The organism is Marinobacter fuscus, assembly GCF_003007675.1.
Lineage (GTDB): Bacteria > Pseudomonadota > Gammaproteobacteria > Pseudomonadales > Oleiphilaceae > Marinobacter > Marinobacter fuscus.
Genome location: NZ_PXNP01000030.1, coordinates 1 through 16,449, shown reverse-complemented (window position 1 = coordinate 16,449; position 16,449 = coordinate 1). Strand labels below are relative to the sequence as shown.

Sequence of the window (16,449 nt, the reverse complement as noted above, 5' to 3'; positions counted from 1 at the left end):
GTGAAAACGGTGAACAGTTGCCTGCCTTGGCGAAAAATTCTGAAAATCCGGGTGAGGACGTTACACCAGAGTGTCGATACTCAGAGCGGTGACTCGCTTCATAATCTTGGCCCAGCCTATCGGCAGCCGCGACTCCAGGTTCTTAAGTACCGTATCGGGCGTGCCCCAGGGGCTGAAGGGACGATTGCAACCGTAGATCACCCAGTTGTTGGTTTTGCTCTTGAAGGCCAGCAGGCAGGGGAACCGGCGTTTCAGCTCTCGAATCAGGTTGCCGTCTGGCTCCGGCATCCGGTGGTAGTTCAGCGCCAGCCAGCCACCTGGCGCCAGGGCGCGGGCGCAGGCCTTGATGAATTGCCTCTGGGACTGCGCCGGAGACATTTTGTCGGCGCTGTAGAGGTCGGTCAGAATCATTTCCGTACTGGCTGGCGGCAAAGCCTCTACCGCTACGCCTGCATCGCCAATGGATACCGTCAGCCTTTCACTCTGGGGAAGGGCGAACCACTCCCGGGCTACCTCCAGCACCATGGGCCGAAGCTCAACCACATGAATCTGTGCATCTTGTAGCAGGTGGTGCAGGCCATGGGCCATGACGCCACCGCCCAGCCCGAGCAGGGTCACGTGTACCGGCTCGGCAAATGCCACCGGCAACAGCATCGCCCGGCTGTATTCGTGCACCGGCACATGGGGCATCTTGCGCTTGATCTTGCTCTGCTCGAATACCGAGTCGAAGCTGAGTATGCGGTGCTTGCGGTCGTCGATAACCAGAATGTTGCCGTAACGGTCGCTGGCAACATGCACGATATCACCGGTGATGGCGGGCCGTTTGATGATGGTGGCCATCAGTTGGCGGCGTAACGCTGATGCAGGATGCCCACCCGTTCTACGTAGGCCTTGGTTTCCGCATAGGGCGGAATGCCTTTGTAGCGCCCGACAGCGCCCGGGCCTGCGTTGTAGGCGGCGGTTGCCAGCCGGGTATCTCCGTCGAAGCGCTTCAGCATCCGGGCCAGATAGTCCACACCGCCACGGATATTCTCATTGGCCACCAGCGGGTTTCGCACCCCCAATTCTTTAGCGGTGCCCGGCATCAGTTGCATCAGGCCCTGGGCGCCCACCGGAGAAACAGCCTTGGGGTTGAACGCCGATTCGGCATGGATAACAGCACGCACCAGGGCAGGGTCTACATTGAACTCCCGGGCGGCGGTACGAATTTCGCTCTGATACGGGCTCAGGAACAAGGGCGTGCGGTGCCAGTCGACGGTGGAATCGGGGTTACAGGCGTAACAATGGAAGCTGATAACGTCGAATTCGGCGCCGTTTGGCTGCTCGCTGCTGTAGGCGACCACGCCGTGCTCGTCGGTATAGCGGTAAACGGTTTCGCTTTTGCTGGAGGCCCGGGGCTGGCTTTTACTTTTCACATTGGTGAACTCCACCCGGCCATCCGGGTGCACAATGCGCTGAATGCTGTCGGCGAACACGGTGCAGGACAGCGTCAGCACAAAGCTGGCGCCAAGGGCAGTGAGCAACCGGTTGATGCTGGATTTTTTCATGGCGGGTCTGGTGTAAAGCATTCCGAGGATAAATGTACCTGTATCTGGCCGGTGAATATACCCGGAATTGTAGCCTTTTGGTGCCTGGATGATACGGTTTGTTGTTGCAGTTATTGTCGGTTGCGGCAATCAGGGGGCGCTATCGGAACCCGGTTGGGCTACACTGCAGAGAGATTAGAAACCGTGATAATGCCTATTCAGCCCGGAGTACTCTATGCCATTTTCAACAGACAACATTGCCGAACTGAACCTGTTACTGCAGTTTCCATCCACATCCACTCAGGAAGGCATCAAAGTACACAGTCACAGCGCTTCCCCGGAAACCGTCAAAGCCGCAGAAGCCTTGTTTGTGCGCGGCTTTACCAGTCAGAAGGATGGTGGTTACCTGACTCCGATGGGGTGTGAGGCTGTGGAGCTGACCCAAAAACTGCAGTCCATGCTGGCAGAATAACTACCCGCATTAGCGGCTCGGGCCGGGGCTCTGTCCCCGGCCACGCAGAGCCGGTATAGTCGATGGTTTTAGCTCTGGATCGAGCCATAACCATGCCACCGCTTTTCTATTCGTTTTTTGTTCCCGCGCTGTTTGTCTGGCTATGGAGCACAGGATTTATCGGCGCCAAGTTCGGGCTGCCCTACGCCGAACCCTTCACCATTTTGCTGATGCGCATGCTACTGACCTTAATTCCGTTGGCGGTATTGGCGGTGGTGATGAAAACCCGTTGGCCCGGCTGGCGCGGTGCCGGGCACCTGGTGGTCACCGGACTGCTGGTACAGGGGGCTTATCTGGGTGGCGTTTTTTACTCTATCGACCAGGGCATGCCGTCGGGCTTGGTGTCGTTGATTGTAGGTTTGCAGCCACTGGTAACGGCGCTGGCTGCGGTGCTGGTGCTGCGGGAGTCGGTGACGACCCGGCAGTGGCTGGGGCTGGTGATGGGCCTGGTGGGCGTGGCGCTGGTGTTGCTCGAAAAGCTGGGCGAGGGCCAGAGTGGATTAAGCCTGCCGCCGATCACTCTGCTCTGGGCGGTGTTGGCGCTGATCGGTATTTCGCTGGGTACGGTATACCAGAAGCGCTTTGGCACCGGCGTCGATCTGATTGCCGGTACCATGATCCAGTATCTGGCGGCGGCGGCTTTCTTTGCCCTGGGTGCCTTTTTGCTGGAAACCCGCGAGGTGCAATGGACACTTCAATTTACTCTGGCACTGGGGTGGCTGGTGTTCGGGCTATCCATCAGTGCGATTCTGATTCTGATGTGGCTGATCCGCCGGGGCGCGGCCTCCCAGGTGGCCAGCCTGTTCTATCTGGTGCCCCCGGTCACCGCACTGGAAGCGTTTATTCTGTTTGATGAACGACTTGGCGTACTGGCCATGGCGGGGGGAGTGGTGGCCGTTACCGGCGTGGCCCTGGTGGTTATGCAGGGGCCACGGCCAGCGAAAACCTGAACTGTTTAGAGCTTGGGGCCCCGGCCTTTCAGGGTATTGAACACCAGAGAAACCACCAGCAATACCAGAAAGATGAAAAACAGTATTTTGGCGAAGCCTGCGGCGGTTCCGGCAATGCCCCCGAAACCCAGGATGCCAGCGACAATGGCGATGACCAGACAAACAACGGCCCAATAAAGCATGCTTTTGTCCTCTTCTAAGGAATGGTCTTATAACGCTGGCACAGCTGGGCTGAATGCGCAATTTTTCAACCATTTTGTGGAAGTACTTTAATTTTGCCTTCACGTTCGTGCATGAGAACGGCGTTGCCGGAACACTAGGCCCACCCCACTTCACCGAACAGAGGAACAAAGCGGACATCTCCCAGGTTTGCCTGTTCATAGTCGGCGTCGGACAGCCGGGTGAGGCATGTAAGGGTTTGCACTCCGTGCTCGGAGCCCACAGGAATGACCAGCTGGCCTCCTATCGCTAACTGTTGCTTGAGGCTTTCTGGCACTATCGGTGCCCCTGCGGCCACACAGATGCCATCAAAGGGGGCGGCGTCTGGCCACCCGAGGGTGCCGTCGCCGCAAATAACATGTACCTGGGTAAAACCGGCCGCATCCAGATTTCGCCGGGCCTCAAAGGACGCCTTGCCGGTAGTCATGCCATGGCCCTCTTGATACTTACCTGCGGTAACAAAGGCATAACCTTTCTACAACAGTATGAGTCGGAATATCTGACTACTTTTCAATCACAGACTACTCCTGATTCTGGCTCAGGAGAACCAAACAACAACAAAAAGGACAGGGGTCGCCTGTTCAGGCCCCTTGGAGAAAAGCATGTCGACATCTGTAGAACACTTTCAGGAACGCAGCCATAGCGCCGATGAACTGCTGACGGAGCTGATTCCATCTGCCATTACCCTGGCCACTATGTTACGGCATCGCAAAATGGCCGCCTGGCTGCGGGAAGAATTTGATGGTTATGCCGACCCACTCAAAGCACCGCCATACCGCCGGAATCTGCCCGGGCACATTGTTGCCAAGTCACCTCAATACGGCTGGATACCGGCACCGGTGAACGACCAGCAGACCACTGATTACGCCCAGCGGGATCTGGGCGATGGCATCAAGGTACTGGAACAGGTTTGCCTGAACTGCAAAAAAGGCAACGGCAACCGGATTTTGCTGGGGCCGGACGACATGGCCATCCTGCAACAGCAGATTAACCTCAGCGCCGAGTTGGCGATAAACCTGAGCCGAGATGTGTATTCGAAGCTGCTGAGAACCGTGCGAGGATCGCTTTTGCTTTGGGCTCAGGCGCTGTTGCAGGCAGGGCTTACCGGCGAGCACAACCACTACAGCCCCGAGGAGCGGCAGTCCGTGGCCCACCTGGACACGCCCGAAGCATTCTGGCGTGCAGCCCTGGATCAGGTGGATGAGCTGCCGGTTCCGGATGTGAAGGAGCGGGGATTTCTGGAACGAATGTTCCGGCGAGCGGGCTAGGAGTCTGCAGCTTTTTGCAGCTCAGACTCCTGACGCTCACTGGGCGTTGGTGCTTTCAAAAATACGATCAGCAGAGGCGGCCACAAAGCCCGGATACAGTTGGCCGTTAGCCATGGGGTAACGTTTGGCGAACTCATAAAAGCAGCTCGGAATCACCGCCTGCTGATCGCTGAAACGGGCCATCACCCGGTCTGCCATGGTGGATGACTGTTCCAGATACTCCTGCGGTGATCCTTTTATCTCGCCTCCGGCACGGTTAATGGTAAAGCCGTTCTCTTTCAGGAGGCTGTTGATTTCGGCCACCGAATCCACAGATGCAAGCTGGTTGATGCTGACGGTGAAATGATTGGCCCGATAGCCCCAGGCGGCCAGCCAGCCTGCGTATTCGCTCTCCTGCAACAACTGCTGATAGGTGGCGTAATCCAGGGCCCAGTGGCGGCCGGAATACAGAAAATTATCCGCCTCCGGTGCCTGGGGTGAGACTTGAGCAACCAGATTCTGAACGATGGTTTGCAGGGCCGGTGAACACTGTTCGGTCAGCAATTCAGAAATAAACGCCTTGGGCATGGCAGGGTCAGGGTGTTCGTAGTGCCGGGCGTAGAGTTTTTTTGCTTCGAAATGGTACTCGCCACCCTGTCGATAACCCAGATGAAGAAAATGCGCTGCCAGAGCCTCCAGCCCCACCGGGGCCAGATTGAACGTGCGCAGGGCAATATGGTCATTCATCACCGGGGTTGATTCGCGTTCTGCCAACAGCGCATGGATGCGGTCGGCCGACGGCGTAACCCTGCGGTAATCCTGCCAGAGTGCGTCGAACAGGGCGTCAGGATGATTGTGCATAGTGTGGCTCCATCAGTTCCGGCTGGCCCGGCCGCTCAATTCGTTTGTTGCTACGGGCCAGAGGCAGTATGCGAAGTTTTGTTCCGGTGGTTACCTGCAGTGCGGCTGCCTGTTCTGAGGTTAGCTGAATTTCCCCGCAAGGCGCGGCCTTTGGCTGGTGGTTGATCACCGTCGCCCGAAAATGCTCCCGGTGATCATTGGCTACCAGCAACGGGATGGTTTCAGGGCCATCGGCCGGAGCCCGGCCAGCCAGGTTAAGAATCCGTGCCGCCACCACCCTGGAATCACGAACGCTGGCAATCCGGTTTGTGGGGCACTCCACCGTGGGCCCGGCGTCGATCAGGTCGACCAGCCCCCGATGACGAAAGCCCTCGGCCTCCAGCATGGCCAGTGCCGGTCGGGTTTGCGGGTGCACCTGGCCAATGGCTGATCGTGCAGCATTGTCCATCAGGTGGGTATACAGCGGATGGCGGGGCATCAGGGCTTCGATGGCGGAGAGTTCGCCGCTGCCCGCCAGGTGGCTCACCTCATCGAAGCTCAGCTTCACAAAATGTTGCTGCATCCAGTCCCAGAAGGGGGAGCGTCCATCGGGCAGAGTGAAGCCGCGCATCTGGGCGATGGCTTGCCCGGGAAAGCGCCCCGGATGCTGGGCGATAAAAGCAAAGCGTACCTTCGATAGCAGTTTGCCTGCGTTTGCTTTGCGAAATGCCGGGCGCAGGAACAGCGAGCAAAGTTCCGTGCAGTTCCGGTAATGGTGGCTGCGGGTGAGAGTGTCGGTTGAGTGCCGCAACCCGAGTGTTCGGGCATGTTGCACCAGAGTGCTGTGGCGGAAGTGGTGCAGAGGCTTCTCCAGGCCAGCGCCAGCTACAATGCCGGTGGTGCCCATAATGGCTCCGGTGCCGGGCTCTTCCAGTACAAACAGGTAGCGTTGCTCGGTCGTGCCGGGTGTTTCGGTTCGAAAACTTCGAACAGACATTTCAATTCTGGCGGCCAGTGCGAGCTTATCCGGCATCAACGACGTGAACCCGGGGCCGGACTCCTGGGCAATCTGGAACAGTGCAGGCAAATCACTGTGTTGCACCGGGCGAATGATCATGGCGGCACCTCATCCTTGTTTTTGCCCAGTATGTGGGCGCCGGGTGTTAAAAAGCAGCGTCAAAATGAACGATCTGTTCTACGCTTTATTCAGATTGTCTATTTGGATGTGCAAAATGACAGAAAACAGAGATCAGAAGTTGCTGGCGTTGCTTCGTCGCAATGCCCGCACCAGCGTAACCGAGTTGGCGAAAACCCTGCATTTGTCACGCACAACGGTGCAAAACCGTATCACCCGGCTGGAGCAGGCTGGCATTATTCGGGGCTACTCGGTCATTCTTGGGCAGAGCTACCTGGAAGATCAGGTAGAAGCGCACGTCTCGATCAAAGTTCATCAGAAACTGACCGCCAGAACGCTCACGGAACTGGAGCGCATAAATCAGGTAGCACAGCTGTACGCGGTCAGCGGTGAATACGATCTGATTGCCATTGTCCAGGCCGGGGCTTTGGAAGAGCTGAACCGGGTGCTGGACACAATCGGCAACCTGCAAGGCGTTGAGCGCACCAACTCGGCGGTGGTGCTCGAAACCCGCTTTAAACGATGAGGGTAAGGTTAGCTTCCCAGGTGGCCCAGCCAGGCGCTGTAGAAGAACACACCGGAGCCAACCAGAATCAGAGACCAGGCGGGAATTAGAAGGGCAGAGCGCGACGATAGTTTCATAACAACCTCCACAGGTGATGAGTAACGTTACGCGTTCTCTTCCACTGTAGACCACACTTGATAGATGTCACGAAACAAACAAAAACGCCGACGTGTTTTTACGCCGGCGCTTTTGCTTATACATGCTGGTCAACGGGTTACCTGAATCAGTGGCCGCCCTGAACCTGCGGGATTTCCTGTGCCACAACCGCAGCCTTGCGATTGAAGATACGAACCTTGCGGCGGAAAAATTGCATCGCCTGTTTCGCAGCGGCACGGGTATACTGGCGCCGCACCTCAGCACTGTTGTGGAGGATGGTCGACGGCAGCGGGTTAACGGTTGCGATATGTTCTTGATTCATAGCGCCCTTTCCTCCTTTCTTTACGGCTGAATGAATAGCGATCTAACGTTAATTTACTCACGATTCTAAGGATTCTATTTTGCAGTTTGAATACGTTAAAATCCCTACCCTCGTTGCAAAAATGCAGTGACTATGGACTGGGATTATCTTCGATACATCAGGGCCCTTGCAATAGGTGGCACCTTTGCCAAGGGCGGTGACATTCTGGGTGTTCACCAAACCACCGTGCTGCGGCGTCTCGACCAGATGGAAGAGGCCCTCGGCGTACAATTCTTTGAACGAAACCAGAACGGTTTACAGCTGACCCCGGTGGGTGAGCTGGCGTTTCGTGCGGCCGAAAGGCTGGCCACCGATATGGAAAATCTGGAGCGCAAACTGGTGGGCGAGGATTCCGCGCCGGTGGGAAAAGTCCGGGTGGCCGCCGAAGATGTGATGATGAACGAGCTGCTGAGCCCAATCCTGGTGGAAATGTCCCGAGCCTATCCGGATATTGAGCTGGAAGTGCTCACCGACAACGACGTAACCAACCTCACGCACCGGGAAGCCGACCTGACCCTGCGGCCGGAAAACAAGCCCCAGGCGACGCTGGAAGGCGAACGCATTGCGGCGGTTGAATCGGCGGTCTACGGTGCTGCCAGTTATTGTCGTCGCAATCGCAACATGGACATAGAAAACCAGCCGGAGGACTGCACCTGGATATTGCCGGACGAGTCGTTCAGCCACCTGGCCACCGGCCGCTGGTATCGCAAGCACCTGAAGAACGTGAGCTCGGTGATTCGCTGCAACACGCTGCAGTCGATGGTTGCCCTGGCACGGGCCGGAGCCGGGCTGGCGGTGTTGCCCTGTTATCTTGGCGAGCCAGCCAAAGAACTGAGGCGCCTGTCTGATCCGCTGGAAGGCGAGAGTGTCGACCTCTGGCTGCACGTAAACCAGGACACCCAGCAAATGGCCCGGGTGCGCATTGCCATGGAATTTCTGGTGGAGCGTTTGCAGGCTCTGGAATCTGCCATTGAGATTTCCGGCACGCTCTGATTCAGGAGGGTGCGGAGCAGAAGGGCCAGAACTGGTACCAGCGCCAGCACTGGAACTCGGCTTCGCAGCGTTTTAGCTGATGGTCATAGCGAAAAGCGCGGCTGCGAACCCGGCTGGCCAGCGTCGTCAGCTGGGGTTTCTGGTCGAAGGAGCGGCGGGCATAACCGCTTCTGCCTTCGTGATAGGCCAGATACAGCTCCCGGGGTGCGGTATACGGAATGCCCAGTTGCTGGTGACTGAGCCGGTTGTACCAACCGACAAAATCCAGCGCGTGTTTCATGTCGCTGCGCACGGTTAACCAGTCACCCTGATTAGCGGCCAGGTACTCACCCCAGGCGGGGTCCAGCGCCTGGGCATAACCGAAGGCCGTGGTTGGCCGAACCCAGGGGATCAGCCCCCACAGCCGCGTTCTGGGTGGCCGGGCATGGCTGCGAAACGAGGATTCGTAGTAGACAAACGCCAGCTGAGTGGCAATCGGTGTGCCCCAGCGCCGCTGGGAATCCCGGGCGTAGTCATACCAGGCCGGGTGTTCCCGGAAAATCTCGCACAGATCTTCCGGGTTGGCGGGCGGGTCCGGTGCCAGCAGGCTAAAGCGCAAGGTGGCCCAGATACCCACCAGCAAACCGGCCAGCGGCAGCCCATACCAGGCGGCGCGTGTTCGCCAGGTTTTTTTTCGGCTGGCTTTACGGCGTTTTTTCTTGCGGCCCGGCCTGCCGGGGATTCCTACCAAACCGTCATCTCCTGAACTGCGGGATTGCTTGCTGCCGTGCCTTGCGCCGTGGCATAACAGCGGGGTGTCCATCTTCAGGATGATAGGTAAATGAAGCGAATTGCCCTAGTTAAACCTGTTTTAGTCGCCGCCATGCTGACGTTCGGAACCGCCCAGGCGGCCCCCGATGCCCGCCAGGTGCTGGCCGCGTCGCCGGTCGATGACATTGTTGCCCAGTACCCGGCCATGCTCAGCCAGGGCGTGCGCGATGGGCTGAAAAACAGTGGCAAGGTGCCGCCGATGGTGGCGGATACCATCGCCTATGTGGTGGCGGGCAGCTTCAGCGCCAGCAAGATCGAACAGCAGATTGTTACCGGTTTGCAAGCGCAGTTATCGGGCGCCCAGTTACAGGCAGTGCAGGAGTGGTACGCCACCCCGGTCGCCCGCAAGATTGCAGCGGCTGAAATTGCCGCTTCGGCTCCGGAAATCTGGCCGCAAATCCGTGCCGCTGCGGGCGATCTGAGCAGTCAGTATAAAGGCAGCCGCAAGGCGCAACTGTTCGACCGTTTTGACCGTGCCGCCCGGGCCACCGAAAGTGCCGTGGATACCACCATCGCCGTGCAGCTGGGCCTGGCCTCGGCCATGTCTGCACTCAGCAGCGAATCGGTACACTACGACCAGCTTCGCAGCAAGGTGGAAAGCCAGCGCCCGGCGCTCAGGGGCGTGGTGGAGCAGCAGGTGTACGACAGTTACCTGTTTACCTACGACAAGATCAGCGTACAGGAAATGGAGCTGTATCTGGCGTTTCTGGAGAGCAAGGCAGGGCGGGCGTTTTCGCAGGTGGTAACCGAGAGCATCCAGCAGGCGATCATGGCGCCGGTGGAAAGCATTGGTAAAAACCTGTCTGGGTTGTTGGCGCCCGGGCAGTAGCGGGCCAGGTGGCCAGCCTGAGTTTTGTAATAAACTTCAGGCTGGCGTCTTTCTTTTCTTTTTTCTTCCTCCGGTTTGGTCTTGTCAGTCCATAGCAAGCACCCGCCCCCGCAACAAATTAATTTTCCCCATCTCTAAGTTTGCATAATTGCCGATGGTGCTAAATTTCTGCTTGACGAAATGTTAAGAATCATAGATTATTTTTGCATCATTGATAATGAGCGGGTTGGGCATGTGGCTTAAACAGATTGCAAGCATCAATGCGGGTTATCCATTTCGGGGGCGAATTTCGGAAACGGTAGGCTCTGGTGTTGTTGCCGTGCAGATGAAAGACGTGAGTCTAACCGACGGGGTTCGTTGGTCGGGTTGTCTTGAGACCGAACTAACCGGTAAACGAAAACCTGATTTGCTCTCCGCAGGGGATATATTGGTAGCCGCTCGGGGAAGTCATAATTACGCCGTATTGGTCGATCACGCCCTGGCTTCCACCGGCAAGCAGGCAGTCGCTGCACCGCACTTTTTTCTGGTGCGGGTAAAAGGCAATAGCCCGGAAGGGAGAGAAGTTCTCCCGGAATTTATCGCGTGGTTGTTGAATCAAGCGCCAGTACAGCGGCATTTTGAACAAAATGCAGAAGGCACGCTCACAAAGAGCATTCGTCGCAGTGTGTTGGAAGATGCCCCCGTTGTTGTGCCGCCACTAACAAAACAGAAATCTATTGTAGATATGGCCAAAACCTTGCGAGAAGAGCATCGGGTGATTAAGCAGCTAATAGACAACAGCGAGCGCATGATGGGGGCGATTGCATATGAGCTATTCGATGGTCGGGAAGACTAATGGCGAGAGAGTATCGCCACCCTTCGAATGGTTGAAGTAAGCACCCAGGTAGGGCTCAGCTCGGGCAACGCATCGAAAAGCTTGTATTGGTCGATGAATACAGGCCGACAAAGGGTATTAGGGAACCAAAATCATGAACGACAAAATCAATCAAGACAGCATCAACAAAGCGCTCTGGAACGCCTGCGATACCTTCCGTGGCACCATCAGCGCCGATACCTACAAAGACTTCATCCTGACCATGCTGTTCCTCAAATACATCTCCGATGTATGGCAGGATCACTACGATGGCTACAAGGCCGAGTACGGCGACGAGCCGGAACTCATTGAAGAGATGATGAAAAACGAGCGCTTTGTGTTACCAAAAACCGCTAGCTTTTACACGCTCTGGGAGCACCGCCACGAACCTGGTAACGGTGAACGCATCGACCAGGCGCTGCACGCCATTGAAGAAGCCAACGGCACCAAACTGAAAGACGCCGGTAAAAGCGTGTTTCAGGACATCAGCTTTAACACCGATAAACTGGGCGAAGAAAAGCAAAAGAACACCATTCTGCGCCACCTGTTGGAAGATTTTGCCAAGCCCGAGCTGAACCTTAAACCCAGCCGTGTCGGCACGCTGGATGTGATCGGTAACGCCTACGAATACCTGATCAAAAATTTCGCGGCCAGCGGTGGCCAGAAAGCCGGTGAGTTTTATACCCCGCCAGAAGTCAGTGATCTGATCGCCGAGTTGTTAGACCCGCAACCGGGCGACAGCATCTGCGACCCGGCTTGCGGCTCTGCATCCTTGTTAATGAAATGTGCGCGTAAGATTGTTGAGAATCACGGCAGCAAAAACTACGCCCTGTATGGGCAAGAAGCCATCGGCTCTACCTGGTCGCTGGCCAAAATGAACATGTTCCTGCACGGCGAAGACAACCACAAAATTGAGTGGGGCGACACCATTCGTAACCCCAAGCTACTCGATAAAAATGGCGACCTGATGCTGTTTGATATCGTGACCGCCAACCCTCCGTTCAGCCTGGATAAATGGGGCCACGACGAAGCCGAGCACGATAAGTTCAGCCGCTTCCGCCGGGGCGTACCGCCAAAAACCAAAGGCGACTACGCTTTTATTCTGCACATGATCGAAACCTTGAAACCACAGGGGCGCATGGGCGTGGTGGTTCCTCATGGCGTGCTCTTCCGTGGCTCCAGTGAAGGCAAGATCCGTAAGCAGTTGATCGATGAGAGCCTGCTGGATGCTGTTATTGGCCTGCCGGAAAAGTTGTTCTACGGCACGGGCATTCCGGCGGCAATTTTAATCTTCAACAAGGCCAAGTCAGACACCAGCACCCTGTTTATCGATGCCAGCCGTGAGTTCAAAGCAGGCAAGAATCAGAACCTGCTAACGGATGAAAACATCGCCAAAATCGTCGAAGCCTATCGTAATAACACCAGCGTCGACAAATACGCCTACGTTGCCAGCCTCGATGAAATCAGAGAGAACGACTACAACCTGAACATCCCGCGTTATGTCGACACCTTTGAAGAAGAGGAAGAAATCGACCTGATGGCCGTGCGGGCCGAGCGTGAACAGCTGAAAGCCCAACTGGCCGGGCTGGAAAGCCAGATGGCCAACTACCTGGAGGAGCTGGGATATGAATCCATTCGCTAAGCTCGATGCCCTTAAAGCCAAACTGGACGAATACCGCCCCCTGGACAAGGCCGTTACCGCCAACCTTCACGAAGAACTGGTGCTGCAATGGACGTATCACAGCAACGCCATTGAAGGTAATACCCTCACGCTGAAAGAAACCAAGGTTGCGCTGGAAGGCATCACCATTGGCGGCAAAACCCTGCGTGAACACTTTGAAGCCATCAACCACCGCGATGCCATTCTGATGGTGGAAGAGCTGGTTGAAAAGCAGCAGCCACTGGATGAATGGGCCATCAAAAATCTGCACCAGTTGGTACTGAAAAATATCGACACAGAGAACGCCGGGCGCTACAGAGATGTGAATGTACTGATTTCCGGTGCCGAACACCGCCCACCTAACGCCCTGCAAGTGCCAGAGCAAATGGCTGCCTTCAGCGCATGGTGCAGCAACCACGCACTGCAATTACACCCGGTTGAACGGGCCGCACGGATACATGGCGAATTTGTAAAAATTCACCCCTTTGTCGATGGTAATGGCCGCACCTCGCGTTTGCTGATGAACCTGGAACTGATGAAAGCCGGCTTTCCAGCCACCGTGATCGAAGTGGCCCAACGACTGGATTACTACCAGGCGTTGGATAAAGCCCATTGCAGCGGTGACTACAGCGACTTTATCAATTTGGTGGCCAGAGCCGTCGAGAAAAGCTTTGCCACTTATTGGTGGGCGCTGGGCATAGAGGCCGACGTTGCCAAGTATCTGGAGGAGTTGGGATATGGCGCGTAGTTTGGCTAAGGACAACATCCCGACTGGATGGAAGTACGACCTGTTGGACAAATTTGCAACTCGCTGTAGCGGTCATACGCCGAGTAAATCCTTCCCCGAATATTGGGATGGTGGAATTAAATGGATATCCCTTGCAGATAGCTTTCGCTTAGACCAAGGGTATGTCTACGAAACCGATAAGGAAATATCTGAGGCAGGAATAGCTAATAGCTCCGCTGAATTACACCCAGCAGAAACTGTGGTTTTATCACGTGACGCTGGTATAGGAAAAAGCGGCGTTATGGCTGAACCTATGGCGGTTAGCCAGCACTTTATTGCTTGGAAATGCGATAACTCAGAAAGGATGAACAGTTGGTTTCTTTATAGCTGGCTTCAGTTTAATAAGGCTGAATTTGAACGCCAGGCCGTTGGGTCAACCATTAAAACAATTGGGTTGCCGTATTTTAAAAAGTTAAAAATCGCGGTTCCCCCATACACCGAACAAAAGAAAATCGCCCAAATCCTTTCCACCTGGGACAAGGCCATCACCACCACCGAACAACTGCTCGCCAACAGCCAGCAGCAGAAAAAAGCCCTGATGCAACAACTGCTCACCGGTAAAAAACGCTTGTTGGATAAGAATGGGGTTAGGTTTAGTGGGGAGTGGAAGCACCAGAGATTAGCATCACTTTGCACAATAAAAACCGGCAAGAAGGATGTAAACGAAGGTAATCCAGAAGGGAATTATCCTTTTTTCACCTGTGCGAGTGAGCCGACCAAAAGTGATAACTACTCCTATGACTGCGAAGCGCTTTTGATCGCTGGTAATGGGATGCTTGGAAAAACTCATTATTTCAACGGCAAATTTGAGGCTTACCAGAGAACATATATTCTTTCAGAATTTATTGGGATTGATGTCCCTTTTCTTCATCAGTATATCCTCTATTGGCTGATGCGAGATATAGATCGAGAAAAGCAACATGGCGCGATGCCGTATATTAAGCTCGGCCTCCTTCAGAATTTCAAAGTGCTTTTACCATCTATCGCAGAACAACAAAAAATCGCTGCCATACTTTCCTGTGCCGATCAGGAAATCACCGCTTTGCAACAGAAACTCGATGCCTTTAAGCAAGAGAAAAAAGCCCTGATGCAGCAGTTGTTGACAGGTAAGCGAAGAGTTTTGGTGAGCTAAGGAGATGCACGTGGAGCTAACAAAGGATGTTGCATATCAAGCGATTGCTGAGTTTTTTACAGACAAGCCGTTTGTATTATTTGGCACAGGAACTTCATGTGCACTTGATCTGAGTTTTGGGATGCCAGCTCTTGAGCGCCACCTTCGAGCCGAGCTTACTCATGGGTTGACCGAATCACAAGCACAACAATGGCAGCAAGTACTCTCTGCACTTAATCCCGGCTTATTCATGAGGCCGACCTGAAAACGAAGATGGCGAGAGGTTTTCTCTTGTAGAATCAGGATGTTCCTGCCAGAACACGATTCAAGAGGACCACTCGCCATGGGTGAAAGCCTATCCACCTGGACGCCCTCATGCAACGGCTCTGTCCGTGTTGAGCTGAGCGGCCAGCGCACCACCAGCGACAGCGGCGCCCTGCTGCTGCGTGAAGCCCTCGACAACAGCGGCGTGATCGAGGCGCTGGAAGACAATCTGGTCGATCGACGCCACCCGCTGCGCATCCGTCATTCGCTGGCCAGCCAGTTGCGTACCTTGGTGCTGCAGCGTGCGATGGGCTGGATCGATCTCAGCGATACCGACACGCTGCGCCGTGACCCGCTTTGGCAGTTGGCCTGCAGCGATGCACGCGGCATGACACCCCTGGTCCAGGACCGGCCGTCTCAAGCCACGCTGTCGCGGCTGCTGAGCTGCCTCGGTCGTAACGACAATATCGATGCCGTGCACGAAGGCCTGTTGCGGCTGGTGGTCTGGCGCCTGACCTCGCTGCAGAACGGTGAACGTCCCAAACAGCTGACGCTGGACATCGATGGCCTGCCGATCGAGGTGCATGGCCATCAGGGCGGGTCGGCCTATCATGGCCTTTACGGGGCCCGCATCTACTCGCCGCTGGTCGCATCGTTGGCGGAGACCGGCGACATGGTGGGCGGCCTGCTGCGCGAGGGCAACGCCGGCCCGGCAGAGAACGCCGACACCTGGATCCCGCATCTGGTACGACGACTCAACGAGAGCACCGGGGCACAGGTTCGTGTGCGCATCGACGCCGGTTTTACCGATAACGCGACGCTGGAGGCCCTGGAGGATCGGGAGATCGAATACCTGGGCCGGTTGCGCAGTCACACCGGTCTACAGAAGCTGGCAGCACCGCTCCTGAAGCGGCCACCCGGCCGGCCACCCGAGCAGCCTCGCGAGTGGTGCCACGATCTGGAGTACCAAGCCGGCTCCTGGTCGGCACCGCGGCGCGTAGTGCTGGTGGTGCAGGAACGCCCCGATGACCTGCTGCTGCATGCCTTCTTCCTGGTCACCAACCTCAGCAAGTTCGACTGGCCGCCAGAGAAGGTCCTAGCACTCTATCGCAAGCGCGGCAGCGCCGAGGCGCACATGGGCGAGGTGAAATCAGCACTCGACGTGCATCTCTCCTCGACCGACCGCGGCGCTTCCACCGTTCAAGAGGTGATGGCCCGCAACGAAGTGAGTCTGCTACTGAGTCTCTACGCCTACCAGGTCCTGCATGGCCTGCGCTGCCTGCTGGAGCGGCAGACCCGGCAAGGCTGGAGCCTCAGCCGGATGCGCGAGCAGGTGCTGAAGGTCGCCGCCACGCTGAGGCTGCACGCTCGGCGAATCACCGTTCATCTGGGGGCCGCCGCCGACAAGTGGTGGCCGACGCTGCTGAAGGGGCTGCCGAAGCTGACCGCACTGAGCTGACGCTCCTGCGAGACCACCACAGCATCAGAAAGCGAGCGACCGGAGCGGCGGTCGGCGATCACGGCTGCTTGGACGGTCGCAATTGATTCCAAAGAGCTATAAGTAAGTAGGAAAAGGGCTGCGTTCTGGCATTACTCAACAGCCACTCGCGCTGAAGATGCGAATCCTGATAAGCAATGCCAACAGCCAGTACCTTCAGACCGCTCAATCAGCGCCCTCGTGAATAAGGCGGG

At 56.3% G+C, this 16,449-nt stretch carries 20 protein-coding genes; 12 read left to right on the top strand and 8 right to left on the bottom strand.

Features of this window, described 5'->3' with window-relative positions:
* Positions 1-60 precede the first annotated feature (60 nt).
* Both C7H09_RS07610 and C7H09_RS07605 read right to left on the bottom strand, forming a co-directional pair.
* A complete protein-coding gene (locus C7H09_RS07610) occupies positions 61-840 on the bottom strand; it encodes a spermidine synthase (protein WP_106761987.1) in 780 nt (259 codons plus the stop codon).
* Complete coding sequence (locus C7H09_RS07605; RefSeq protein ID WP_106762029.1) at positions 840-1,547, bottom strand: transglycosylase SLT domain-containing protein; 708 nt, start codon at positions 1,545-1,547, stop codon at positions 840-842. The genes C7H09_RS07610 and C7H09_RS07605 overlap by 1 nt, the downstream gene beginning before the upstream one ends.
* 214 nt (positions 1,548-1,761) lie before the next feature.
* Between C7H09_RS07605 and C7H09_RS07600 the strand changes: the two genes are divergently transcribed.
* Together C7H09_RS07600 and C7H09_RS07595 are read left to right on the top strand one after the other, a co-directional pair.
* On the top strand, positions 1,762-1,998 hold the full coding sequence (locus C7H09_RS07600; protein WP_106761986.1) for a TIGR02647 family protein: 237 nt from the start codon (positions 1,762-1,764) through the stop codon (positions 1,996-1,998).
* 92 nt (positions 1,999-2,090) lie between these two features.
* Entirely contained in the window at positions 2,091-2,987 is an 897-nt protein-coding gene (locus C7H09_RS07595; protein WP_106762028.1) for a DMT family transporter, read from the top strand.
* Positions 2,988-2,992: 5 nt separating this feature from the next.
* Here C7H09_RS07595 and C7H09_RS07590 read toward each other — a convergent pair whose 3' ends face one another.
* Together C7H09_RS07590 and C7H09_RS07585 are read right to left on the bottom strand one after the other, a co-directional pair.
* Entirely contained in the window at positions 2,993-3,169 is a 177-nt protein-coding gene (locus C7H09_RS07590) for a DUF1328 domain-containing protein (RefSeq protein WP_106761985.1), read from the bottom strand.
* 134 nt (positions 3,170-3,303) lie between these two features.
* Positions 3,304-3,633, bottom strand: coding sequence for a protein-L-isoaspartate O-methyltransferase family protein (locus tag C7H09_RS07585; RefSeq protein WP_106761984.1), 330 nt, complete (start codon positions 3,631-3,633; stop codon positions 3,304-3,306).
* 175 nt (positions 3,634-3,808) lie between these two features.
* On the opposite strand from C7H09_RS07585, the gene C7H09_RS07580 reads away from it, so the two are divergent.
* Entirely contained in the window at positions 3,809-4,474 is a 666-nt protein-coding gene (locus C7H09_RS07580) for an AbiTii domain-containing protein (protein ID WP_106761983.1), read from the top strand.
* A gap of 36 nt (positions 4,475-4,510) precedes the next feature.
* Here the strand turns inward: C7H09_RS07580 and C7H09_RS07575 are convergent, their stop codons facing one another.
* Positions 4,511-5,314 (bottom strand): DUF1338 domain-containing protein, encoded by an 804-nt coding sequence (locus C7H09_RS07575; protein ID WP_106761982.1) that lies wholly within the window; start codon positions 5,312-5,314, stop codon positions 4,511-4,513.
* A complete protein-coding gene (locus C7H09_RS07570; RefSeq protein WP_106761981.1) occupies positions 5,298-6,410 on the bottom strand; it encodes an arginine N-succinyltransferase in 1,113 nt (370 codons plus the stop codon). Before C7H09_RS07570 ends, C7H09_RS07575 begins: the two co-directional genes overlap by 17 nt.
* Before the next feature lie 115 nt (positions 6,411-6,525).
* Between C7H09_RS07570 and C7H09_RS07565 the strand changes: the two genes are divergently transcribed.
* Complete coding sequence (locus C7H09_RS07565) at positions 6,526-6,954, top strand: Lrp/AsnC family transcriptional regulator (protein ID WP_106762027.1); 429 nt, start codon at positions 6,526-6,528, stop codon at positions 6,952-6,954.
* 262 nt (positions 6,955-7,216) lie between these two features.
* Here the strand turns inward: C7H09_RS07565 and C7H09_RS07560 are convergent, their stop codons facing one another.
* Positions 7,217-7,411, bottom strand: a complete 195-nt coding sequence (locus tag C7H09_RS07560; protein ID WP_106761980.1) for a hypothetical protein — start codon at positions 7,409-7,411, stop codon at positions 7,217-7,219.
* Positions 7,412-7,543: 132 nt separating this feature from the next.
* Here C7H09_RS07560 and C7H09_RS07555 point away from each other — a divergent pair, with 132 nt between their 5' ends.
* The gene (locus C7H09_RS07555) at positions 7,544-8,443 is read left to right on the top strand and encodes a LysR family transcriptional regulator (RefSeq protein ID WP_106761979.1); all 900 of its coding nucleotides are present in this window, start codon (positions 7,544-7,546) and stop codon (positions 8,441-8,443) included.
* 1 nt (position 8,444) lies between these two features.
* On the opposite strand, the gene C7H09_RS07550 is transcribed toward C7H09_RS07555, so the two are convergent.
* Positions 8,445-9,173 carry a transglycosylase SLT domain-containing protein gene (locus tag C7H09_RS07550; protein ID WP_476738587.1) on the bottom strand — a complete coding sequence of 243 codons (729 nt, stop codon included), beginning with the start codon at positions 9,171-9,173 and terminating at the stop codon, positions 8,445-8,447.
* A 90-nt stretch (positions 9,174-9,263) separates the two neighbouring features.
* Here C7H09_RS07550 and C7H09_RS07545 point away from each other — a divergent pair, with 90 nt between their 5' ends.
* The 7 genes from C7H09_RS07545 to C7H09_RS07520 all read left to right on the top strand — a co-directional run bounded on the left by C7H09_RS07545 (position 9,264) and on the right by C7H09_RS07520 (position 16,216).
* On the top strand, positions 9,264-10,082 hold the full coding sequence (locus C7H09_RS07545) for a DUF2059 domain-containing protein (RefSeq protein WP_106761978.1): 819 nt from the start codon (positions 9,264-9,266) through the stop codon (positions 10,080-10,082).
* A gap of 232 nt (positions 10,083-10,314) precedes the next feature.
* A complete protein-coding gene (locus tag C7H09_RS07540; RefSeq protein WP_106762025.1) occupies positions 10,315-10,917 on the top strand; it encodes a restriction endonuclease subunit S domain-containing protein in 603 nt (200 codons plus the stop codon).
* A 133-nt stretch (positions 10,918-11,050) separates the two neighbouring features.
* Positions 11,051-12,577 (top strand): type I restriction-modification system subunit M, encoded by a 1,527-nt coding sequence (locus C7H09_RS07535; protein ID WP_106761977.1) that lies wholly within the window; start codon positions 11,051-11,053, stop codon positions 12,575-12,577.
* A complete protein-coding gene (locus tag C7H09_RS07530; protein WP_106761976.1) occupies positions 12,561-13,343 on the top strand; it encodes a Fic family protein in 783 nt (260 codons plus the stop codon). Before C7H09_RS07535 ends, C7H09_RS07530 begins: the two co-directional genes overlap by 17 nt.
* Entirely contained in the window at positions 13,333-14,514 is a 1,182-nt protein-coding gene (locus tag C7H09_RS07525) for a restriction endonuclease subunit S (RefSeq protein WP_106761975.1), read from the top strand. Before C7H09_RS07530 ends, C7H09_RS07525 begins: the two co-directional genes overlap by 11 nt.
* Positions 14,515-14,524: 10 nt before the next feature.
* A complete protein-coding gene (locus C7H09_RS19740; protein WP_133166211.1) occupies positions 14,525-14,758 on the top strand; it encodes a hypothetical protein in 234 nt (77 codons plus the stop codon).
* A gap of 39 nt (positions 14,759-14,797) precedes the next feature.
* Positions 14,798-16,216 carry an IS1380-like element ISPsp9 family transposase gene (locus tag C7H09_RS07520; protein WP_076611315.1) on the top strand — a complete coding sequence of 473 codons (1,419 nt, stop codon included), beginning with the start codon at positions 14,798-14,800 and terminating at the stop codon, positions 16,214-16,216.
* The last annotated feature ends 233 nt before the right edge of the window (positions 16,217-16,449 follow it).

Coding starts and splice junctions, on each gene's coding strand:
- C7H09_RS07530 (WP_106761976.1), top strand. CDS start 12,561: ATGAATCCATTCGCTAAGCTCGATGCCCTTAAAGCCAAACTGGACGAA.
- C7H09_RS07585 (WP_106761984.1), bottom strand. CDS start 3,633: ATGACTACCGGCAAGGCGTCCTTTGAGGCCCGGCGAAATCTGGATGCG.
- C7H09_RS07580 (WP_106761983.1), top strand. CDS start 3,809: ATGTCGACATCTGTAGAACACTTTCAGGAACGCAGCCATAGCGCCGAT.
- C7H09_RS07595 (WP_106762028.1), top strand. CDS start 2,091: ATGCCACCGCTTTTCTATTCGTTTTTTGTTCCCGCGCTGTTTGTCTGG.
- C7H09_RS07555 (WP_106761979.1), top strand. CDS start 7,544: ATGGACTGGGATTATCTTCGATACATCAGGGCCCTTGCAATAGGTGGC.
- C7H09_RS07520 (WP_076611315.1), top strand. CDS start 14,798: ATGTTCCTGCCAGAACACGATTCAAGAGGACCACTCGCCATGGGTGAA.
- C7H09_RS07565 (WP_106762027.1), top strand. CDS start 6,526: ATGACAGAAAACAGAGATCAGAAGTTGCTGGCGTTGCTTCGTCGCAAT.
- C7H09_RS07600 (WP_106761986.1), top strand. CDS start 1,762: ATGCCATTTTCAACAGACAACATTGCCGAACTGAACCTGTTACTGCAG.
- C7H09_RS07590 (WP_106761985.1), bottom strand. CDS start 3,169: ATGCTTTATTGGGCCGTTGTTTGTCTGGTCATCGCCATTGTCGCTGGC.
- C7H09_RS07605 (WP_106762029.1), bottom strand. CDS start 1,547: ATGAAAAAATCCAGCATCAACCGGTTGCTCACTGCCCTTGGCGCCAGC.
- C7H09_RS07575 (WP_106761982.1), bottom strand. CDS start 5,314: ATGCACAATCATCCTGACGCCCTGTTCGACGCACTCTGGCAGGATTAC.
- C7H09_RS07525 (WP_106761975.1), top strand. CDS start 13,333: ATGGCGCGTAGTTTGGCTAAGGACAACATCCCGACTGGATGGAAGTAC.
- C7H09_RS07560 (WP_106761980.1), bottom strand. CDS start 7,411: ATGAATCAAGAACATATCGCAACCGTTAACCCGCTGCCGTCGACCATC.
- C7H09_RS07610 (WP_106761987.1), bottom strand. CDS start 840: ATGGCCACCATCATCAAACGGCCCGCCATCACCGGTGATATCGTGCAT.
- C7H09_RS07540 (WP_106762025.1), top strand. CDS start 10,315: ATGTGGCTTAAACAGATTGCAAGCATCAATGCGGGTTATCCATTTCGG.
- C7H09_RS07545 (WP_106761978.1), top strand. CDS start 9,264: ATGAAGCGAATTGCCCTAGTTAAACCTGTTTTAGTCGCCGCCATGCTG.
- C7H09_RS07535 (WP_106761977.1), top strand. CDS start 11,051: ATGAACGACAAAATCAATCAAGACAGCATCAACAAAGCGCTCTGGAAC.
- C7H09_RS07570 (WP_106761981.1), bottom strand. CDS start 6,410: ATGATCATTCGCCCGGTGCAACACAGTGATTTGCCTGCACTGTTCCAG.